This is a genomic window from Streptomyces sp. NPDC056479 (assembly GCF_042795335.1).
Taxonomy (GTDB): Bacteria; Actinomycetota; Actinomycetes; order Streptomycetales; family Streptomycetaceae; genus Streptomyces.
In genome coordinates this window covers 349,612-369,313 of record NZ_JBHTRZ010000007.1, presented here as the reverse complement: position 1 = coordinate 369,313, position 19,702 = coordinate 349,612, and the positions used below count along the sequence as shown (strand labels likewise).

Annotated in this window: 18 protein-coding genes; 7 read left to right on the top strand and 11 right to left on the bottom strand. The window is 71.2% G+C overall.

Annotated features, from left to right (window positions below; translation table 11 throughout):
• Positions 1 to 49 precede the first annotated feature (49 nt).
• Positions 50 to 2,257 carry an ATP-dependent DNA helicase RecG gene (gene recG / locus ACFQ6S_RS27960; protein WP_383415362.1) on the bottom strand — a complete coding sequence of 736 codons (2,208 nt, stop codon included), beginning with the start codon at positions 2,255 to 2,257 and terminating at the stop codon, positions 50 to 52.
• 190 nt (positions 2,258 to 2,447) lie between these two features.
• Between recG and ACFQ6S_RS27955 the strand changes: the two genes are divergently transcribed.
• Together ACFQ6S_RS27955 and ACFQ6S_RS27950 are read left to right on the top strand one after the other, a co-directional pair.
• On the top strand, positions 2,448 to 4,283 hold the full coding sequence (locus ACFQ6S_RS27955) for an HSP90 family protein (RefSeq protein WP_383415359.1): 1,836 nt from the start codon (positions 2,448 to 2,450) through the stop codon (positions 4,281 to 4,283).
• Positions 4,283 to 7,216 (top strand): tetratricopeptide repeat protein, encoded by a 2,934-nt coding sequence (locus ACFQ6S_RS27950; RefSeq protein ID WP_383415357.1) that lies wholly within the window; start codon positions 4,283 to 4,285, stop codon positions 7,214 to 7,216. Before ACFQ6S_RS27955 ends, ACFQ6S_RS27950 begins: the two co-directional genes overlap by 1 nt.
• A 3-nt stretch (positions 7,217 to 7,219) precedes the next feature.
• Here the strand turns inward: ACFQ6S_RS27950 and ACFQ6S_RS27945 are convergent, their stop codons facing one another.
• Positions 7,220 to 8,908 (bottom strand): DAK2 domain-containing protein, encoded by a 1,689-nt coding sequence (locus tag ACFQ6S_RS27945; protein ID WP_383415354.1) that lies wholly within the window; start codon positions 8,906 to 8,908, stop codon positions 7,220 to 7,222.
• Between the two features lie 260 nt (positions 8,909 to 9,168).
• Between ACFQ6S_RS27945 and rpmB the strand changes: the two genes are divergently transcribed.
• Entirely contained in the window at positions 9,169 to 9,354 is a 186-nt protein-coding gene (rpmB, locus tag ACFQ6S_RS27940) for a 50S ribosomal protein L28 (RefSeq protein WP_004924906.1), read from the top strand.
• 101 nt (positions 9,355 to 9,455) lie between these two features.
• Here the strand turns inward: rpmB and thiD are convergent, their stop codons facing one another.
• Both thiD and ACFQ6S_RS27930 read right to left on the bottom strand, forming a co-directional pair.
• Positions 9,456 to 10,247 carry a bifunctional hydroxymethylpyrimidine kinase/phosphomethylpyrimidine kinase gene (gene thiD / locus ACFQ6S_RS27935; protein ID WP_383415351.1) on the bottom strand — a complete coding sequence of 264 codons (792 nt, stop codon included), beginning with the start codon at positions 10,245 to 10,247 and terminating at the stop codon, positions 9,456 to 9,458.
• A complete protein-coding gene (locus ACFQ6S_RS27930; protein WP_383415348.1) occupies positions 10,244 to 11,212 on the bottom strand; it encodes a thiamine-phosphate kinase in 969 nt (322 codons plus the stop codon). Before ACFQ6S_RS27930 ends, thiD begins: the two co-directional genes overlap by 4 nt.
• 206 nt (positions 11,213 to 11,418) lie before the next feature.
• On the opposite strand from ACFQ6S_RS27930, the gene ACFQ6S_RS27925 reads away from it, so the two are divergent.
• Together ACFQ6S_RS27925 and ACFQ6S_RS27920 are read left to right on the top strand one after the other, a co-directional pair.
• Complete coding sequence (locus ACFQ6S_RS27925; RefSeq protein ID WP_271666007.1) at positions 11,419 to 11,652, top strand: Lrp/AsnC family transcriptional regulator; 234 nt, start codon at positions 11,419 to 11,421, stop codon at positions 11,650 to 11,652.
• Positions 11,653 to 11,672: 20 nt separating this feature from the next.
• Positions 11,673 to 12,182, top strand: coding sequence for a DUF3515 domain-containing protein (locus ACFQ6S_RS27920; protein ID WP_383415344.1), 510 nt, complete (start codon positions 11,673 to 11,675; stop codon positions 12,180 to 12,182).
• A gap of 36 nt (positions 12,183 to 12,218) precedes the next feature.
• Here the strand turns inward: ACFQ6S_RS27920 and ACFQ6S_RS27915 are convergent, their stop codons facing one another.
• The 3 genes from ACFQ6S_RS27915 to ACFQ6S_RS27905 form a co-directional block, all read right to left on the bottom strand.
• Entirely contained in the window at positions 12,219 to 13,376 is a 1,158-nt protein-coding gene (locus ACFQ6S_RS27915; RefSeq protein ID WP_383415341.1) for a D-alanine--D-alanine ligase family protein, read from the bottom strand.
• A gap of 69 nt (positions 13,377 to 13,445) precedes the next feature.
• Positions 13,446 to 14,456, bottom strand: a complete 1,011-nt coding sequence (locus ACFQ6S_RS27910) for an NAD(P)H-dependent glycerol-3-phosphate dehydrogenase (protein ID WP_383415338.1) — start codon at positions 14,454 to 14,456, stop codon at positions 13,446 to 13,448.
• On the bottom strand, positions 14,453 to 15,235 hold the full coding sequence (locus ACFQ6S_RS27905) for a lysophospholipid acyltransferase family protein (protein WP_383415335.1): 783 nt from the start codon (positions 15,233 to 15,235) through the stop codon (positions 14,453 to 14,455). Before ACFQ6S_RS27905 ends, ACFQ6S_RS27910 begins: the two co-directional genes overlap by 4 nt.
• Positions 15,236 to 15,404: 169 nt before the next feature.
• Between ACFQ6S_RS27905 and cofC the strand changes: the two genes are divergently transcribed.
• Together cofC and ACFQ6S_RS27895 are read left to right on the top strand one after the other, a co-directional pair.
• Complete coding sequence (gene cofC / locus ACFQ6S_RS27900) at positions 15,405 to 16,094, top strand: 2-phospho-L-lactate guanylyltransferase (protein ID WP_383415332.1); 690 nt, start codon at positions 15,405 to 15,407, stop codon at positions 16,092 to 16,094.
• A gap of 10 nt (positions 16,095 to 16,104) precedes the next feature.
• A complete protein-coding gene (locus ACFQ6S_RS27895) occupies positions 16,105 to 16,308 on the top strand; it encodes a hypothetical protein (RefSeq protein WP_383415329.1) in 204 nt (67 codons plus the stop codon).
• Between the two features lie 65 nt (positions 16,309 to 16,373).
• Here ACFQ6S_RS27895 and ACFQ6S_RS27890 read toward each other — a convergent pair whose 3' ends face one another.
• The 4 genes from ACFQ6S_RS27890 to leuC all read right to left on the bottom strand — a co-directional run bounded on the left by ACFQ6S_RS27890 (position 16,374) and on the right by leuC (position 19,701).
• A complete protein-coding gene (locus ACFQ6S_RS27890) occupies positions 16,374 to 17,015 on the bottom strand; it encodes an HU family DNA-binding protein (protein WP_383415327.1) in 642 nt (213 codons plus the stop codon).
• 137 nt (positions 17,016 to 17,152) lie between these two features.
• Positions 17,153 to 17,383 (bottom strand): hypothetical protein, encoded by a 231-nt coding sequence (locus tag ACFQ6S_RS27885; RefSeq protein ID WP_217215076.1) that lies wholly within the window; start codon positions 17,381 to 17,383, stop codon positions 17,153 to 17,155.
• 287 nt (positions 17,384 to 17,670) lie between these two features.
• Positions 17,671 to 18,264 (bottom strand): 3-isopropylmalate dehydratase small subunit, encoded by a 594-nt coding sequence (leuD, locus tag ACFQ6S_RS27880; protein WP_383415323.1) that lies wholly within the window; start codon positions 18,262 to 18,264, stop codon positions 17,671 to 17,673.
• Between the two features lie 6 nt (positions 18,265 to 18,270).
• On the bottom strand, positions 18,271 to 19,701 hold the full coding sequence (leuC, locus tag ACFQ6S_RS27875) for a 3-isopropylmalate dehydratase large subunit (RefSeq protein WP_383415320.1): 1,431 nt from the start codon (positions 19,699 to 19,701) through the stop codon (positions 18,271 to 18,273).
• Between the last annotated feature and the right edge of the window lies 1 nt (position 19,702).

Here is a 19,702-nt window from a genome sequence, read left to right as displayed (position 1 = left end):
TTCAGTGTGGCTGGTCGCGCAGTTCCCCGCGCCCCTGGGTCGGCATCCCTCACCCCTTTTCCAGGAACTGTTCCCTTTCGTCGTCCAAGAGGGCGTCCAATGCTGTGCGCAGACCGGGGAGATGCTCGAGCTCCGGATCCGCCGCCACCAGCGTCACCGCCTCCTCCCTCGCCTCCGCGATGATCTCCTCGTCCTCGATGACCGCCAGCATCCGCAGACTGGTGCGGGCACCGGACTGGGCCTGGCCCAGGACGTCGCCCTCGCGCCGCTGTTCGAGGTCGATGCGGGAGAGCTCGAAGCCGTCGAGGGTGGCGGCGACGGCGTTGAGGCGCTGGCGGGCGGCGCTGGCCTCCGGCATCTCGGTGACCAGGAGGCAGAGGCCGGGTGCCGAGCCACGGCCGACCCGGCCGCGCAGCTGGTGCAGCTGGGAGACGCCGAAGCGGTCGGCGTCCATGATCACCATTGCCGTGGCGTTCGGGACGTTCACGCCGACCTCGATGACCGTCGTGGCGACCAGGACGTCGGTCTCGCCGGCGGCGAAGCGACGCATCACGGCGTCCTTGTCGTCGGGATGCATCCGGCCGTGCAGGACCTCGACCTTGAGGCCCTGGAGTGGTCCCTTGGCGAGGTGGTCCGCCACGTCGAGGACGGCGAGCGGCGGCCGCTTCTCGGCCTCGTCCTCCGGGGACTTCTTCTTGCCGGCCTTCTTCGGGTCGTCCTCCTCGTCCCCGATCCGGGGGCAGACGACGTACGCCTGATGCCCCTTGCCGACCTCCTCGCGCACCCGCTCCCAGGCGCGGGCGAGGAAGTGGGGCTTGTCGGCGGCCGGGACGACATGGGAGGCGATGGGCGAGCGGCCGGCCGGGAGCTGGTCGAGGACCGAGGTCTCCAGGTCGCCGAAGACGGTCATCGCGACCGTGCGCGGAATGGGCGTCGCGGTCATCACGAGCAGATGGGGCGGCTGCTTGCCCTTGCCGCGCAGGGCGTCGCGCTGCTCGACGCCGAAGCGGTGCTGTTCGTCGACGACGACCAGGCCGAGGTCGTGGAACTGCACCTTGTCCTCGATGAGCGCGTGTGTGCCGATGACGATCCCGGCTTCCGCGGTGACGAGATCGAGCAGCGCCTGCCGGCGGGCTGCCGCGCCCATCGACCCGGTGAGCAACACGACCTTCGTGGCCTGCTCGGCCCCGCCCAGCATCCCGCCCTCGGCCAGCTCGCCCATCATCTCCACGATCGACCGGTGATGCTGCTGGGCGAGCACCTCGGTGGGCGCGAGCATGGCGGCCTGCCCGCCCGCGTCGACGACGGCGAGCATGGCGCGCAGCGCCACCATCGTCTTCCCCGATCCGACCTCGCCCTGGAGCAGCCGGTGCATCGGATGCTCGGTGGCCAGGTCGTCGAAGATCTCCTTCGAGACCTTGCGCTGGCCCTGGGTGAGGGTGAAGGGGAGGCGGTCGTCGAAGGCGGTCAGGAGGCCGTCGGGGCTGGGTCTGCGGGCGACCGCCGGGAGTTGGGCGTCGGCGCGGCGGCGGCGGGCGAGGGCCACCTGGAGGACGAAGGCCTCGTCCCACTTGAGGCGTGTGCGGGCGTCGTCGATGTCCGCCTTGGTGTGCGGGCGATGGATCTTGAGCAGGGCCTCGGGGAGGGAGACCATGCCCCGGCCCTCGCGCAGGGCGTCCGGCAGCGGGTCGAGGGCTTCCTGGGCGCTGGGCAGGACCGTCTGGACGGCCTTGCCGATCTTCCAGGACTCCAGTTTGGCGGTGGCGGGGTAGAGCGGGATCAGGGCGCCGGCCCAGGTCTCGACCGCCTCCTCGGAGTCGCCGCGGAGCAACTCGTACGCCGGGTGTGCCAGTTGGACGCGGCGGTTGAAGACGGAGACCTTGCCCGCGAACATCGCGCGTGTGCCCGGCAGGAGCTCCTTGTGGGGCTTGTGAACGCCGTTGCCGAAGAAGACCAGTTGGAGGCGGCCGTTGCCGTCGGTGATCGTGACTTCGAGACGCTGGCCCTTGCCGCGCGGCGCCTTGGCGGAGGCGAAGGTGTGCAGGCGGGCGTCGGCGACCATGGCGACCACGGTGACGTGCTCGTCCATGGGGAGGTCGGCGAGGTGGGTGAGCTGGCCGCGCTCCTCGTATCTGCGCGGGTAGTGGTGCAGGAGGTCGCCGACCGTGTGCAGGCCGAGGTGCTCGGCCATCACCTTCGCGGTGGCTGGGCCGAGCACTTTCTTCAGTGGTTCTTCCAGTGCGGGCACGAGATCCATTCCACACCACACCACTGACAATGCCGTAGAGGCCGGTGCGGCCGTCCCGGTAAACGTCGCGGAAACCCCTGGTCAGGCGGCTCGCTTCGGCCCTAGGATGGCGCGCTCCGGCCATCCTTTCGCGGTCACCGCCTCACCGGGGCCGCCCGACCCCGCGCCGTCGCCAAGTCCCCCCAACGGCGCTGTGACGATGGACTCCCAGACCTCACAGTCATCCCAGGCCCCTCAGCCGCCCCAGACACCTCATTCGTTCCAGGTCGACCTGCGCGGTCTGGTGGACCTGCTCTCCCACCATCTCTACTCCAGTCCGAAGGTCTATCTGCGCGAGCTGCTCCAGAACGCGGTCGACGCCATCACCGCCAGACGCGCCGAGGAGCCGGGCGCGCCGGCCAAGGTGCGGCTCCACCCCGGCGGCGGCGCGCTGCGGGTCGAGGACTCCGGGGTCGGGCTGACCGAGGCGGACGTGCACAGCCTCCTCGCGACCATCGGGCGCAGCTCCAAGCGTGCCGAGGGTCTGCAGGAGACCCGGTCCGACTTCCTGGGGCAGTTCGGCATCGGTCTGCTGGCCTGTTTCGTGGTCGCCGAGCGGATCCGCGTGGTCAGCCGCAGCGCCCGTACGCCGGACGCGCCGCCCGTGGAGTGGACGGCGACGGACGACGGTTCGTACACCGTGCGGACGCTGCCGGACGACGCCCGCCCCGAACCGGGCACCACCGTGCACCTGGTGGCGCGGGCCGGGGCCGCCGAGTGGCTGGCCGAGGACCGGGTCCTGGCGCTGGCGCGGGACTTCGGCTCGCTGCTGCCGTACGACGTCCGGGTCGGCGACGAGGCGGTCACCGACCTGCCCGCGCCCTGGGACCGGCCGTACCCCTCCCCCGCCAACCGCAGAGTGGCCCTGGCCCGGCACTGTCACGACCTGTTCGGCTTCACCCCGCTGGACTCGATCGAGCTGAACGTGCCGCTCGCCGGGATCCGCGGGGTGGCGTACGTCCTTCCGTCGGCGGTCAGCCCCGCCCAGCGGGCGGGCCATCGCGTCCACCTCAAGGGCATGCTGCTGACCGAGCGCGCCGAACAGCTGCTGCCCGACTGGGCGTTCTTCGTGCGCTGCGTCCTGGACACCGACAGCCTGCGGCCGACGGCCTCGCGCGAATCGCTGTACGAGGACGAGACGCTGGCGGCCGTACGGGAGGCGCTCGGCGAAAGGATTCGGTCCTGGCTGACCGGGCTCGCGGCCGGCGATCCGGAACGGCTGGCGGCGTTCCTGTCCGTGCACCACCTGGGCGTGAAGTCCCTGGCGCGGCACGACAAGGAGATGCTGCGCACGATGCTGCCGTGGCTGCCCTTCGAGACCACCGACGGACGGCTGTCCCTGGAGGAGTTCGCGCAGCGGCACCCGGTGGTGCACTTCACGCGGACGGTCGAGGAGTACCGGCAGGTCGCGCCGATCGCGTCCGCGCAGGGCGTGGGGGTGATCAACGGCGGCTACACGTACGACAGCGAGCTGGTCGAGGCACTGCCGTCGGTGCGGCCGGGGACGGTCGTCGCCGAGCTGGACGCGGACACCGTGACCGCCCATCTGGACGCGGTCGACCCGGCCGAGGAGCTGGCCCTGTCGGGCTTCCTGGCGGCCGCGCGGGCGAAGCTCGACCCGCTGGGCTGTGATGTCGTCCTGCGCGCCTTCCATCCGCTGTCGGTGCCCGCGCTGCATCTCGACGACCGGGCGGCCCGGCACGAGCAGGCGCGCGCGGACGCGGAGGAGCAGGCCGACGACCTGTGGGCGGGCATCCTGGGCTCGCTGCGCGGCAGTGCGCCACGCGCGCGTCTGGTGCTGAACCACCTCAACCCGCTGATCCGCAGGATCAGTTCGCTGGGCGATCCGGAACTGATCGGCACCGCCACCGAGTCCCTCTACGGGCAGGCCCTGCTGATGGCGCAGCGCCCGCTCAGGCCCGCCGACTCGGCGCTGCTGAACCGGGCCTTCATCGGGCTGCTGGAATGGGCCACGAACGGCGACGGAGGCCGCTGATGAGTGAGATCGCCGACTTCGACGCGCTGCGTCAGGCGATGGCGGAGAACTCCGAGGAGCCGGAGGGTCCCGCCCGCAACGCGCGCGCGGAGCGGCTGCTCGCCGAGGCGGAGAAGCTGAAGATCCCGCTCGCGGTGATCGAGGCGCTCGGGCACCAGCTGAAGGTCTACAACTACAGCTCCGAGAAGGACAAGATGTTCGTCCCCTTCGCGCGTCTGCTGCGCATGTGGGACGAGCGGCCCGAGGACTTCGACGAGTACGAGACGCATTCGCTGCACTGGGTCTTCAAGTGGATGTCGTCCGGCATGCTCGACCAGCCGCATGTCCCGCTGGCCTCGATCGAGAAGTGGCTCGGCGAGATGGAGCACCGCTACCGGCTCGCCGGGCACTCCGAACGGGCGGTGCGCGGTGCCGAGTTCAGCGTGGCCGCGCATGTCGGGGACGTGGCGCGGGCCGAGCGGGCGTACGGCGCCTGGCTGAGCGCGGACCGGGACGGCATGGCCGACTGCCACGCGTGCGAGCTGCACGGGCAGGGGTGGTGGCAGTCCGAGCTGGGCCGGGACGACGAGGCGATCCGGCTGTGGGAGCCGGTCCTGGAGGGCGAGTTCACCTGCGCCCACGAGCCGCACACGGTCCTCGCGTCCTCCCTGGTGCCGCTGCTGCGGCTGGGCCGCGTGGACGAGGCCCGCGCCCATCATCTGCGGGGCTTCCGACTCGTACGGGCGATGGAGAGCATGCGCGGTGCGTACGCGGACCATGTGGAGTTCTGCGTGCTCACCGGCAACGAGGCGCGCGGTCTGGAGCTGCTGGCGGAGCGTCCGGCGTACTTCACGGACGACGGGCATCCGCGCAGCAAGCTGGAGTTCATGACGGTGGTGGCCCTGCTCATGGACCGCCTGAGCGTGCTCGGGCTGGGCGATCAGCGGGTGCCCGGTCCGGCGGGCCGCACCTGGACCGCCCGCGAACTCGCCGCGCACGCGCGCGAGGAGGCCCTGGCGCTGGCCGCGCGCTTCGACGAGCGCAACGGCACGGCACACCTCAGCGAGCGGGCACGCGCGCGTATGGAACAGCTGCCCCTGGTGGAGCGGTTGCCTCTGGGGGTGCGTACGGCGGCCCGGCCGACGGCCCCGTCGATGCCCGCGCCGGCCGCGGTGAGCGTGTCCGAGGACGCGCCGTCCGACCTGCCCGCCCTGATCGCCGAGGCACGGCGGCTGTCGGACACCCTCCAGCCCAACGCCGTCGAGGCGTGGGCCGCCGTCTCCCGGGCCGCCCGGGGCGTCGAGCTGGCCGCCCTCGACCGCGCGGAGATCGCCGACCACCGGGCGATGGACCTGGGCCCCGAGGGCATCCCGCTGTTCGAGGAGGCCGCGAAGCTGTACGCGGAGGCGGGCGACCCTGGGGAGGCGCTGGCGGCACGCGCGCGAGGAGCGTACGTACGTGCGCTCACGGGCGAGGTGTCCGAGGCCCTGACGACGATCGACGGCCTGTACGACCAGGTGCTCGCGCTGTACGCCGAGGACGGCACCGGCGTACGTCAGACGGCGGCCGTGCTGATGAGCCGGGCGCGGATCCTGATGCGGCGGGTGCACGAGGCCGAGGACGCGGTGCCGCAGTCCGTCGTGACCGACGCCGGGACCGCCGCCCGTGAGGTGCTGGCGATGGTCGACGGACAGGCCGGTGACGACGTACGGCTGGCCTCGCGGGCCGCGGAGGCGCAGGCGATGCTGGCGGAGCTGGCGGCGCTCGCGGGGGACGTGGAGAGGGCCGCGGGGCTGTTCGCGCGGGCCTCGGCGGCGTTCGTCGGGGCGGGGCTGCCGTGGTTCGCGGTGGAGTACGAGGCCCGGCTGGCCGGGCTCGCGCATCACCTCGGCGACACCGCGGAGGCCGAGCGGGCGCTGCGTGCGGCCCTGGAGCACGGCGGGCCGCACCTGGAGGCCACGGGACGGGCCCAGCTGCACCTTCAACTGGCCGAGGTGCTCGGTGGCCGGGGGCTGTCCGAGGAGGCCGCGGAACACGCCCTCCAGGCCGCGCACTGGGCCGACGAGGCGGGCGAGAGCCGGACGCTGGGCGCCTGGGCGCGGCATCAGCTCGGCGGGTTCCTGCTGCGGCAGGGACGGTTCGCCGAGGCCGCCGAGGTGCTGGAGTCGGCGCTGCCCGACCTGAGCGCCGAGACACACGGCGACGGGGTGGTCGTCCAGACGCAGTGGTGGCTCGGCGACTGTCTGAGCGAGCTCGGCGAGCACCGGGCGGCGGCCGAACGCCGGTTGCAGGCCGCCGAGATCGCCCGGCTCTGGCCCGAGCAGCACGACCACGCCACGCTCGCCCACCTGGCCGCCGAGTCGCTCGGCCACGCGGGTCTGCACGCCGAGGCGGACCAGGCGTACGCGCGCGCGGGGGCGCTGTGGCGCTCCCTGGGCAATGTGCACGGCCTCGTTCGCTCGCTGCGTGCCCGCGCGTGGCTGGCGCTGGGCGCGGAGGGCCTCGACGAGACGGGGGCCGAGCTGATGGCGAGCGCGGTCGAGGAGTGCCGGGCGGCGCTGGACGCGGTCGACGACCCGGAGGCCCGTGAGCGGCTCACCCTCGAACTCGCGCACACCCATCGGCAGTTCGGCGACCTCCTCGCCCGTTCCGCCGCCGAGGACGCCGAGGACGAGTCGATCCGAAGCGCGCTGGAGGACGCCCTGTCCCAGGTGACGCGGGCCGTCGCGGTGTTCACGTCCCTGGGCGACGAGGCCCTGCACGGCCGCACCGGCGCCGAACTCGCCGCGGGCTGGCTGGAGGCGGACCTGAGCCGTCCGGCCGAGGCGGCCGCACGCGCGCGTGCGGTGCTGGCGGCGTACGGCGGTGCCGGGGAGGACGACGAGGCGGCCCGGGAGCGGCGGGTGGAGGCGGAGCAGATGCTTCAGGTGGTGGCGGAGCAGGAGACGCCGTAGGGCTCACTCCACGCCGATGAGCAGCAGCGCCCCTTGCCGCCCGCCCCGGTAGACCACCGTGTCGACGGCGAGGTACGACTCACGCACGCGTGCTTCGAGGTGCTCGGCGATGGTCTCGGGGGCCTCGTCGCCGAGGACGAGGGTGACGAGTTCGCCGCCCGCGGAGAGCATGCGGTCGAGGACGGTCTCGGCGGTGGCGGTGACATCCGTGCCGATCACGGCCACGTCGCCGTCGATGAGGCCCAGGACGTCGCCGGCCTGGCAGATGCCGGCCATGGTCCAGGACTGGCGCTCGGCGACGGCGACCTCGGCGTAGCGGGTCGCGCCGGCCGCCGAGGTCATCGACACGACGTCCTCGTCGAAGCGGCGCTCGGGCTCGTGCACGGCGAGCGCCGCGATGCCCTGGACGGCGGAGCGGGTGGGGATCAGGGCCACGCGGATGCCCTCGACGCGGGCCTGTTCGGCGGCCGCGGCGGCGGTGTGGCGCAGGTCGGCGTCGTTGGGCAGCAGCACGACCTCGCGCGCGTGGGCACGCCGTACGGCCTCCACGAGCTCCCCACTGGCGGGCGGCTCCCCGGGGCGCGCGAGGACGGTCGTCGCGCCGGCCTCGCCGTACAGCCCGACCAGGCCCTCACCGGGCACGACGGCGACGACGGCCCGCTGGATCCGTTCCCGGGGCGAGCGCTCCCCGGTGGTGTGCGCGTCACCATCCGCGAAGTGGGTGATCCGGATCCGGTACGGCCGCCCGGCCTCGACCCCCGCCTCCACGGCGGCCCCGGCGTCGTCGACGTGCACATGCACGTTCCACAGCCCGTCACCGCCGACGATCACGAGCGAGTCCCCGAGACCGTCGAGCCGCTCCCGCAGCCGCGCCACGGCCGCGTCCTCGGCCTCCAGGAGGTAGATCACCTCGAAGGCGGGGCCGCCCGTCTCCACGACATCGGCGCACTCCTCGACGACGGCGAGCAAGGCACCGTCACCGGCGACCGGGGCCCCGGCCGAAGCGCCCCGCACGCGCGTGTGCACCCCGGAAGCCGCGGGGACCGCCTCGCCCGTGAACGTCTCCACCAGCGCGCCCAGCACCGCCACCAGCCCCCGCCCGCCGGCGTCGACCACCCCCGCGCGCTCCAGGACCGCCAGCTGTCCGGGCGTAGCGGCCAGTGCCGCACGCGCCCCTTCGTAGGCGGCCCGGGCGACCGCACCGCAGTCCCCCTCGGCCCCGTCGGCCGCGTCGGCGGCGGCCGAGGCGACCGTGAGGACCGTGCCCTCGACCGGGTGGGCCACGGCCTGGCGGGCGGAGTCGGCGGCCCGCCGCAGGGCGACGCGGAGACCGGAGCCGTCGGTGTGAGCCGTCTCACCGTCGGCGGCGAGCACCTGGGCCATGCCCCGCAGCAGCTGGGCGAGGATCGTCCCGGAGTTCCCGCGGGCCCCGATCAGGGCTCCGTGCGCCATCGCGCGCGCGGCGTCCGCCAGGGTGGGCCGCCCCACGTCGTAGGCGGTGAACACGGCCTCCACGGCCGCGACCGCCGACTCCACGGTCAGGTACAGGTTGGTCCCGGTGTCCCCGTCGGCCACGGGATAGACGTTGATCGCGTCGATCTCCTCACGCGCCCGTCCGAGTGACTCCAGCGCGAGACCGCACCAGGTGCGCACCGCGAGAGCATCGAAGAACGTCTGCGGCACCTGCGCCACCTGCGCCTCCTTGAGCTGCCGACCGTGGCACGCAGCGTAGACCCAGGGCCCGGGTGCGCCGGAAGAGGGCCGGGAGCGGGGGTCTGAGCAGCCATGGTAGTTTCGTTGCACTGGCGCAGTCGTTGTATGCTGCTCCGGTTGCCCGATGCAGATCGGGCCGTTCCCCTGGCAGCGCCACTCAGATCTCTGATCCTGCGATCTCGATCCCGACGGCATGCCGGGATTAACCGTAAGTGCATCTGAAGTCTTTGGAGTGACCCGTGGCTGCCAACTGCGACGTCTGCGGCAAGGGGCCGGGCTTCGGCAACAACATCTCGCACTCGCACCGCCGTACACCCCGTCGCTGGAACCCGAACATCCAGCGCGTGCGTACTGTGGTCGGTGGGACGCCGAAGCGCGTGAACGCCTGCACCTCTTGCATCAAGGCCGGCAAGGTCTCGCGCTGACGCCAACAGCTGAGCGCGCGGCCACTGCTGGTTCGCTGCATTGAGCCGGTCCACCTGAGGGTGGACCGGCTTCTTGCTGTGCCCGGGTGGCGCCCGCGCGGCTACGCGCCCTCGCGGAACCGCCACCCGTGATCCACCGGCCCGATCCCGCCGCCGAGCGCGAAGCCCGCCTCGATCGCCCCGGTGACGTACTCCTTGGCCGCCATGACCGCCTCCGGCACGGACAGGCCCTTCGCGAGCCCTGAGGCGACCGCCGAGGCGAGCGTGCAGCCCGTGCCGTGGGTGTGCCGGTTGTCGAGCCGGGGGGCCCGCAGCCAGTGCTCCGCGGAGCCGTCGGTGAGCAGATCCACGGCATCCCCGGGCAGATGACCGCCCTTGATCAGCACCCAGCGCGGCCCGTACGCCAGCACCGCCTCCGCGGCCTGCCGCAACTGCTCCTCGGACACGACGTGCACGCCGGTCAGCTGTGCCACCTCGTCGAGGTTCGGTGTCGCCACGGTCGCCACCGGCAGCAGCTTGGTCCGCACCGATTCGAGCGCGGAGGACGCCAGCAGCGAGTCACCGTGCTTGGAGACACCGACCGGATCGATCACGGCGGGCGCGTCCGTGCCGCCGATCAATTCGGCCACCGCCTCGACGAGTTCCGCCGAGGCGAGCATGCCCGTCTTGATCGCCTGGACGCCGATGTCGTCCACGACACTGCGGAACTGCGCCCGCACCGCGTCCACCGGCAGTTCCCAAGCACCCTGCACGCCGAGGGAGTTCTGCGCGGTGACCGCGGTGATCACGCTCATGCCGTGCACGCCGAGGGCGAGCATCGTCTTCAGGTCGGCCTGGATGCCCGCCCCGCCGCCGGAGTCGGAACCGGCCACCGTAAGGACACCCGGGATCATGACTCGATGTCCCCGCCGAAGTGGTCCCAGCCGCCCTTCCTGGTCCACGGCGCCCCGTCCACCGTCACATGGGGCAGCGCGGAGGGGTTGAGGACTTCGCCGATGACCTTCCAGCGGGCCGGCAGCTTCACATCCGGCGGGAAGGTCGCCACGATCGCGTGGTCCTCTCCCCCGGTCAGCACCCACTGCATGGGATCGACGCCGACGGCCTGCCCGATGTCGTTCATCTGCGTCGGGATGTCGATCGCACCCGAGCGGATGTCGATCCGGACCTTGCTGGCCTCGGCGATGTGCCCGAGGTCGGCGATCAGTCCGTCGCTCACGTCGCACATCGCGGTCGCGCCGAGCCCGGCGGCGGCCGGACCCGCGTGATACGGCGGTTCGGGGCGCCGGTGCGCCTCCACGAAGGCGCGTGGTGAGCGGAAACCCCGGGACAGCACGGCGTATCCGGCCGCGGACCAGCCCAGCCAGCCCGTCACGGCGACGAGGTCGCCGGGCTGGGCTCCCGCCCGCGTCACGGGCTCCTGGTTGCGCAGATCGCCGAGCGCGGTGATCGACACCATGATCGTGTCGCCCCGTACGACGTCCCCGCCGACCACCGAGGCGCCGGCGACCTGGCACTCGTCGCGCAGGCCGTCCATCAGCTCGCTCGGCCAGGTCACCGGGAGTTCGGCCGGCACGACCAGACCGAGGAGCAGCGCCGTCGGCACCGCTCCCATGGCCGCGATGTCCGCGAGGTTCTGCGCGGCGGCCTTGCGGCCGACGTCGTAGGCCGTGGACCAGTCGCGGCGGAAGTGCCGTCCCTCCAGCAGGATGTCGGTGCTGGCGACCACCCTGCGGTCGGGCGCGGCCACCACCGCGGCGTCGTCGCCGGGGCCGACCCGGACCGCCGGGGTGGTGGTGAGACGGGAGGTGAGCTCCCTGATGAGCCCGAACTCGCCAAGCTCACCAACAGTGCCCTTCATTGCCCTTACGCCCCTTCTGTCCCTGTCCGCACCCACTCGCGCGTCCCTACTGTCCTCGATACGGTCGAGGTGTACGTCAACTTCTGTCGTGCGTGCACCGCGGCGCGGGGTCCCTGGCCACCGGGGGTCTCCCCGTGACGAGCGGCGACGCGATACCGTGGCGTTCCTTTTCCCCACATGATCCTCGTGGCCGCCCTGGAGGTTCCGTGGTACAGGCGTACATCCTGATCCAGACGGAGGTCGGCAAAGCGTCGACCGTCGCCGAGACGATCAGCAAGCTCCCTGGAGTCATCCAGGCCGAGGACGTCACCGGACCGTACGACGTCATCGTGCGCGCACAAGCAGACACCGTCGACGAACTGGGTCGCTTGGTGGTCGCCAAGGTCCAGCAAGTGGACGGCATCACCCGCACCCTGACCTGCCCGGTCGTACATCTGTAGCCCCCGTCTACCCTTGGCCGGTGAACTCTTTCCGTCACCGGCACATTTCTGTCTTCGGGCTGCCCGCGCTCGTCCTGCTGATCACCGCAGCGGGCTGCTCATCAGCAGACGGCAGCGCGTCGGCGGCGGTTCCCAGCCCCGGCGCGAAGGCCGCCGAGCTGTGCCAGAACCTCGACAAGGTACTGCCGGCCAAGGTGGACGGTGCCGGCCGTGAGGATCCCTCGCCCGCGTCCACGCTGACCGCTGGCTGGGGAGACCCGGCGATCATACTGCGGTGCGGTGTCGTACGGCCGACGAAGATGAGCGACCCCAAGGTGGCCGAGGGCCGGGACGACGACGCGGTGGCGGGTGGCGTGAACGGCGTCCGGTGGCTGATGGAGGAGGACGGCGACGGGGGTTACCGGTTCACCACCGCGTTGCGCCGCGCATACGTCGAGGTCAGCGTGCCGGAGGGCCGGGACAGTTCGAGTGTGCTGATCGACCTGGCGTCGGCCGTGAAGAAGGCGATCCCCGAAGGGATCGCCGACTGAAGGGTGCCCGCCTGAGGCGTACGGCTTCTACCTGTTCTACCGGAGACCGGTGGAGCGCCTGAGCGCCGCCTGGATCAGCCGGTCCACCAGGTCGGGGTAGCTGATCCCGCTCGCCTGCCACATCTGCGGGTACATCGAGATCGGCGTGAAACCGGGCATCGTGTTGATCTCGTTGATCACGAACTCCCCGTCCTCGGTGAGGAAGAAGTCCGCCCGCACCAGCCCCTCGCACGAGGCCGCCTCGAAGGCGTCCACCGCCAGGCGCTGGACCTCCGCCGTCTCCTCCGGCGTCAGAGGCGCCGGCACGATCCCCGGCGTCGAGTCGATGTACTTGGCCTCGAAGTCGTAGTACGCGTGTGCGTCCGGCGGCGGGATCTCGGCGGGCGCGGAGGCGTGCGGGCCGTCCTCGAACTCCAGGACGCCGCACTCGATCTCACGGCCGCGCAGCGCCGCCTCGACGAGGATCTTCGGGTCGTGCCGCTGCGCCTCGGCGATCGCCTCGTCCAGCCCCGACAGGTCCTCGACCTTGGTGATGCCGATCGACGAACCCGCGCGCGCGGGCTTCACGAAGAGCGGCCAGCCATGGTCGCCGGCGAGGTCGATGATCTTCTTGCGGGCGGCGGACTCGTCCTGCTCCCACTCGCGCGGCCGGATCACCACATACGGGCCCACCTTGAGCCCGAAGGAGGTGAACACCCGCTTCATGTACTCCTTGTCCTGGCCGACGGCCGAGGCGAGCACGCCGGAACCCACATACGGCACCCCGGAGAGCTCCAGCAGACCCTGGAGGGTGCCGTCCTCGCCGTACGGCCCGTGGAGCACCGGGAAGACGACGTCGATCTCACCCAGCGCCTTGGGCACCGATCCGGGCTCGGCGTAGACGACTTCGCGGTTCGCCGGGTCGACGGGGAGCACCACGCCGCCCTCGCTCGACTCGGCCAGCTGCTCGACGTTGGGCGTACGGCGCTCGGTGATCGCCATGCGTTCCGGATCGTCGGCGGTGAGCACCCAGCGGCCACTCTGCGTGATGCCGATCGGCAGGACGTCGTACTTCGCCCGGTCGATCGCGCGCAGCACGGCGCCGGCGGTGACCATGGAGATCCCGTGCTCGGAACTGCGGCCGCCGAACACGACGGCCACACGCGGCTTGCGCTGCGGCTGGTCTGGGCTCTGGGGGAGGTTCTCGGTGCTCATATCGCGATGAGCGTACCCGCCCGTAGGGTCCGAGTCAGCGTCCGGAGGGTGGCGTTCCCCCGGCGTCGCTCAGCGTCGCTCGGGCTTGGCGCTGCGCGACATCAGCTCCTTGAGGGCGACCACCGGTGGCTTGCCCTCGTGCACGATGTCGACGACCGTCTCCGTGATCGGCATCTCGACGCCGTGCCGGCGGGCCAGATCCGCCACCGACTCGCAGGACTTGACGCCCTCCGCCGTCTGCCTGGTGACCGCGATGGTCTCCTGGAGGGTCATGCCCTTGCCGAGGTTGGTGCCGAAGGTGTGGTTGCGCGACAGCGGCGAGGAGCAGGTCGCCACCAGGTCGCCGAGGCCGGCGAGTCCGGAGAACGTCAGCGGGTCGGCGCCCAGCGCCATCCCGAGCCGGGTCGTCTCGGCGAGGCCGCGAGTGATCAGCGAGCCCTTGGCGTTGTCGCCGAGGCCCATGCCGTCCGCGATGCCGACGGCGAGGCCGATGACGTTCTTCACGGCTCCGCCCAGTTCGCAACCCACCACGTCCGTATTGGTGTACGGGCGGAAGTACGGCGTGTGGCAGGCGGCCTGCAGACGCTGGGCGACGGCCTCGTCGGTGCAGGCGACGACGGCGGCGGCCGGCATGCGGGAGGCGATCTCACGGGCCAGGTTGGGGCCGGTGACGACGGCGATGCGGTCGTGGCCGACCTTCGCGACGTCCTCGATGACCTCGCTCATCCGCATGGTGGTGCCGAGTTCGACGCCCTTCATCAGGGACACCAGGACCGTGCCCGGCGCCAGCATCGGGGTCCACTCGGCGAGGTTGGCGCGCAGGGTCTGGGAGGGGACGGACAGCACGGTGAAGTCGGCGCCGGCCATGGCCTCGGCGGGGTCGGTGGTCGCCCGCATGCCCTGCGGGAGCTCCACGCCGGGGAAGTAGTCGGGGTTCGTCCGGGTCGAGTTGATGGCCTCGGCGACCTCGGGGCGGCGGGCCCACAGGGTGACGTCGCAGCCGGCGTCGGCGAGGACGATGCCGAACGCCGTGCCCCACGAACCGGCACTCAGGACTGCCGCCTTGACGGGCTTGCTCACGTGCCCTGCCCCTCTTCCTGCTCGGCCTTCTGCGTCTGCCGGTTCTGCGCGGCGGTCCTGCGGCGCTGCTCGATGCGCTCCTGGCGCGGGTCGTACGGCGTCTCGGGCGCCTTCTCGCCGCGGATCTCCTCCAGGTGGCGAGTGATGGCGGCCATGATGACCTCCGTCGCCTCCTTCAGCAGCTCCGGGGACATCTCCTTGTCGTAGAAACGCGCGAGGTCCACGGGCGGGCCGGCGAGCACCTGGTGGGTCTTGCGCGGAAGGAGGTTGAGCTTCTTGGCGTACGGCGGCAGAAGTTCGTTGGCGCCCCACTGCGCGACGGGGATCACCGGACACTTGGTCTCGAGGGCGACGCGCGCGGCACCGGTCTTGCCGGTCATGGGCCACTGGTCCGGGTCCCGGGTGATGGTGCCCTCGGGATAGAACGCGACGCATTCTCCGCGCTCCACGGCGTCGATCGCGGCCCGGAAGGCGCTCAGTGCGTCGGTGGTCTCCCGGTAGACCGGGATCTGCCCCGTGCCACGCATCGCGGCTCCGACGAACCCCTTTTTGAAAAGCGCGCTCTTCGCGAGGAATCGCGGCACCCGGCCGGTGTTGTACTGAAAGTGCGCGTACGCGAAGGGATCGATGTGCGAATTGTGGTTCACCGCGGTGATAAATCCGCCCTCGGCCGGAATGTGCTCCATTCCACGCCAGTCCCGCTTGATCAGAACCACCAGCGGCGGTTTGCAGAGCACCGCGGCGAAGCGGTACCAGAAGCCGATTCTGCGGCGGGGCACGCGTGCACCTTCCTCTAGGGATCAAGGACGTCGGGCCTGGGGGCCGCACAAGTGTCGCCCCAGGCCGCCGGTCTGTCGAGAACACCGTACGCCTCGCCGACCCGACCGCCAGATGGCCCTGGTGACGGCTGAGTGACAATGACCGCGACTAGAGAGGGACGGAACACTCGTGCAGTGGACCTTGGTCGTACCCCTGAAGCCCTTGGCGCGGGCGAAGAGCAGGCTTTCCGACACCGCGGCGGACGGACTGCGCCCCGGCCTGGCGCTGGCTTTCGCCCAGGACACCGTGGCGGCGGCCCTGGCCTGCCCCGCGGTAAAGGATGTGGCAGTCGTCACGGGCGACGCCCTTGCCGGGCGTGAGCTGGGCGCACTTGGCGCGCACATCGTCCCCGACGAGCCCGGCGGCGGCCTCAACGCCGCGCTGGCGCACGCGGCGGCGGTCGTACGCATCTCCCGCCCCGAAAGCGCCGTGGCGGCCCTGAACGCCGACCTCCCCGCCCTGCGCCCGCTGGAATTGGCCCGGGTTCTGGATGCGGCGGCGGAATTCCCGCGCGCATTTCTCCCGGACGCCGCGGCAATCGGCACGACTCTGCTGACGGCGGCCGCCGGATATGAATTGCTGCCCGCATTCGGCGAGGATTCCCGGGCCCGCCACCGCGCCTCGGGTGCGACGGAACTCCGCCTCGACGGCGTGGACTCCGTACGCCAGGACGTGGACACCGGCGCCGACCTGAGAGCCGCACTGGCCCTGGGCGTGGGCCCCCGCACAGCGACGGCGGCAACACTCCTGCTGTCAGGGGCACGGGGCACTGCGCGACCGACCCCCACCGAGCCGCACCCGAACCACAACCCGTCGTAGGCTGACACCCATGCAGGCCACCGCATACACCTACGACCCCGAAACCCGCTCCGGCAGCGTCCTCCTGGACGACGGCACACCCGTCCTCTTCGACGCCCCGGCCTTCAACGCCGGAGGCCTACGGCTGCTGCGCCCCGGACAACGGGTCCGCATCGAGACGGAGGGCAAGGGCGAGTCCCTGCACATCACGCTGGTGACGCTGCAGACCCTCTGAGAACACGCCGCGGGCCGGACTCCCCACGGAGTCCGGCCCGGCGCGTGAGTGCCCCTGTGCGGTCCTTACCTGCTGCGCGTGGTCCTCTTGGCGGTGGACTTGCGCGCCGTCGACTTCTTGGCCGGCGCCTTCTTGGCCGTCGCCTTCTTCGCCGGGGCCTTCTTGGCCGTCGCCTTCTTGGCGGTGGTCTTCTTCGCGGTGGTCTTCTTGGCGGCGGCCGTCGTCTTCTTGGCCGTCGTCTTCTTCGCGGTGGTCTTCTTGGCGGCGGCCGTCGTCTTCTTGGCCGTCGTCTTCTTCGCCGCCGCCTTCTTCGCCGCGGCCGCCTTGGTGGTCTTCTTCGCGGCGGCCTTCTTGACCGTCGCCGAGGCACCACCGGTCAGGCTGCCCTTGGGCGCCTTCTTGACCGCGACCTCGCCGCCCCGCGGGAGCTTCTTCGAGCCGCTCACCAGGTCCTTGAAGCCCTGACCCGCACGGAAGCGCGGAACAGAGGTCTTCTTGACCCGAACCCGCTCGCCGGTCTGAGGGTTACGGGCGTACCGAGCCGGGCGGTCGACCTTCTCGAACGAACCGAAGCCGGTGACCGAGACCCGCTCACCCGAGACAACCGCGCGGACGATCGCGTCCAGTACGTGGTCGACAGCATCGGCGGCCTGCTGGCGGCCGCCCATCTTGTCGGCAATCGCTTCTACGAGCTGCGCCTTGTTCACGTCTTCCCCTTCGGAGACATCGCCAGAACGAATGTGTTCAAGCTTTTTCGCACGTTAGGCAGATATATACCGCAAATCAAACACGAAACGGGCTAATCACCCTTGTGCCGCAACAGACTCGACTGTCTCGAAGGTGTTCAGCGTTCCTCTTCGGGGAATCGCCCCGCGTCGAGATCCGCCATGAACCGCTCCAGACGCCTTGTCGCTTCGGCGACGTCGTGCTTGGCCGCGGCCGTAATGACCAGCAGCTTCCGGGTCAGCGCCATCCGTACGCCCTCCGGGACTTGCAGTGCGCGCACCCTTGCATGCGCTTCCTTCAGTTGGTCCGCGACTGCCGCATAGAGCTCGAGTTGGCCGTCGTGTTCCATGCACAGATTGTGCCATCTGGGGCGAGTTGTCGCCTGCCAGGGGTGCAACTCCGGCCTCAATTGGCCTTCCGGGCACTTGCGGAAGCCGCGGATACACCACTCGCGTACCCCGCCAACACCCGTCGTAACGCGGGAAGTTGGGCCGGGGACGCAAGCGGTGCAGGGCCGTTCGGGTGCAGACATGGCAGTACCCCCGATCGGGCTGATCGGGGGTACTGAAGGGGCGTTGCGGTGTCCGAAAGTCGCCTTGCGCGCGAGCTCGGCCCCGGAAGCGGGGGTGCTTCGGCTCAGGCCTGAAGCGTGCGCGGCTTGAACGACGGCCGCTTCGCCTCGTAGGCGGCGATGTCGTCCTCGTTGCGGAGCGTGATCGAGATGTCGTCGAGGCCGTTCAGCAGCCGCCAGCGGGAGTTCTCGTCCAGCTCGAAGGAGGCGGTGATGCCCTCGGCGCGCACCTCACGGCTCTCCAGGTCGACCGTGACCTCGGCCTGCGGGTCGTTCTCGGTGAGCTCCCAGAGCGCGTCCACGATCTTCTGCTCCAGAACCACCGTGAGCAGGCCGTTCTTGAGCGAGTTGCCGCGGAAGATGTCCGCGAAGCGCGAGGAGATGACGGCCTTGAAGCCGTAGTTCTGCAGCGCCCACACCGCGTGCTCACGGGAGGAACCGGTGCCGAAGTCGGGACCGGCGACCAGCACCGTGGCGCCCTGCCGCTCGGGCCGGTTGAGGATGAACGTCTCGTCCTTGCGCCAGGCCTCGAACAGCCCGTCCTCGAACCCGTCCCGGGTCACCTTCTTGAGCCAGTGAGCAGGGATGATCTGGTCGGTGTCGACGTTGGAGCGGCGCAGCGGGACGGCCCGGCCGGTGTGCTTGGTGAATGCTTCCATGACTGATCAGACTCCAGCGGGCGTACGGGTCTCGGCGTCGGACAGGTCGGCCGGGGAGGCCAGGTGGCCCAGGACCGCGGTGGCCGCCGCGACCTGCGGCGACACCAGGTGCGTACGACCGCCCTTGCCCTGCCGGCCCTCGAAGTTGCGGTTGGAGGTGGACGCGGAGCGCTCACCGGGCGCCAGCTGGTCGGGGTTCATGCCCAGGCACATCGAGCAGCCCGCGTGCCGCCACTCGGCGCCGGCCTCCTTGAAGACGACGTCCAGGCCCTCGGAGACGGCCTGCAGACCCACCCGCGCGGAGCCGGGGACGACCAGCATCCGTACGCCGTCGGCGACTTTGCGGCCCTTCATCAGCTCGGCGGCGGCGCGCAGGTCCTCGATGCGGCCGTTGGTGCAGGAACCTACGAAGACGGTGTCCACGTTGATGGAGCGCAGCGCCTGGCCGGCCTCCAACCCCATGTATTCCAGGGCCTTTTCGGCGGCGTGCCGCTCCGAAGCGTCTTCGTACGAAGCAGGGTCGGGGACGGACGCCGAAAGCGGTGCGCCCTGGCCCGGGTTGGTGCCCCAGGTGACGAACGGCGACAGCTCGGCGGCCTCGATGACGACCTCGGCGTCGAACTCGGCGTCCTCGTCCGTCTTCAGCGTCTTCCAGTACGCGACCGCGGCGTCCCAGTCCTCGCCCTTGGGGGCGTGCGGACGGCCCTCGAGGTAGTCGAAGGTGGTCTGGTCGGGGGCGATCATGCCCGCGCGGGCACCGGCCTCGATCGACATGTTGCAGATGGTCATCCGGGCCTCCATCGAGAGATTCTCGATGGCGGAGCCGCGGTATTCCAGGACATAGCCCTGGCCGCCGCCCGTACCGATCCGGGCGATGATCGCCAGGATCAGGTCCTTGGCGGTGACGCCGTCGGGCAGCTCGCCGTTGACCGTGATGGCCATGGTCTTCGGGCGGACCAGGGGCAGCGTCTGGGTGGCCAGCACATGCTCGACCTGGGAGGTGCCGATGCCGAACGCCAGACCGCCGAAGGCGCCGTGGGTGGAGGTGTGGGAGTCACCGCAGACCACGGTCATGCCCGGCTGGGTCAGACCCAGCTGGGGGCCGACGACGTGCACGACGCCCTGCTCGACGTCGCCCAGCGGGTGCAGGCGCACACCGAAGTCGGCGGCGTTCTTGCGCAGCGTCTCCAGCTGGACGCGGGAGACCGGGTCCGCGATGGGCTTGTCGATGTCGAGGGTCGGGGTGTTGTGATCCTCGGTGGCGATGGTCAGGTCGAGCCGGCGCACCTGGCGACCGCTCTTGCGAAGGCCGTCGAAGGCCTGCGGGCTGGTCACCTCGTGCAGCAGGTGCAGATCGATGAAGAGGAGGTCGGGCTCGCCCTCGGCGCGCCGGACGACATGGTCGTCCCAGACCTTCTCCGCGAGTGTCCTACCCATC

Coding starts and splice junctions, on each gene's coding strand:
- recG (WP_383415362.1), bottom strand. CDS start 2,257: ATGGATCTCGTGCCCGCACTGGAAGAACCACTGAAGAAAGTGCTCGGC.
- ACFQ6S_RS27955 (WP_383415359.1), top strand. CDS start 2,448: ATGGACTCCCAGACCTCACAGTCATCCCAGGCCCCTCAGCCGCCCCAG.
- ACFQ6S_RS27950 (WP_383415357.1), top strand. CDS start 4,283: ATGAGTGAGATCGCCGACTTCGACGCGCTGCGTCAGGCGATGGCGGAG.
- thiD (WP_383415351.1), bottom strand. CDS start 10,247: ATGATCCCGGGTGTCCTTACGGTGGCCGGTTCCGACTCCGGCGGCGGG.
- ACFQ6S_RS27930 (WP_383415348.1), bottom strand. CDS start 11,212: ATGAAGGGCACTGTTGGTGAGCTTGGCGAGTTCGGGCTCATCAGGGAG.
- ACFQ6S_RS27915 (WP_383415341.1), bottom strand. CDS start 13,376: ATGAGCACCGAGAACCTCCCCCAGAGCCCAGACCAGCCGCAGCGCAAG.
- ACFQ6S_RS27895 (WP_383415329.1), top strand. CDS start 16,105: ATGCAGGCCACCGCATACACCTACGACCCCGAAACCCGCTCCGGCAGC.
- ACFQ6S_RS27885 (WP_217215076.1), bottom strand. CDS start 17,383: ATGGAACACGACGGCCAACTCGAGCTCTATGCGGCAGTCGCGGACCAA.
- leuD (WP_383415323.1), bottom strand. CDS start 18,264: ATGGAAGCATTCACCAAGCACACCGGCCGGGCCGTCCCGCTGCGCCGC.
- leuC (WP_383415320.1), bottom strand. CDS start 19,701: ATGGGTAGGACACTCGCGGAGAAGGTCTGGGACGACCATGTCGTCCGG.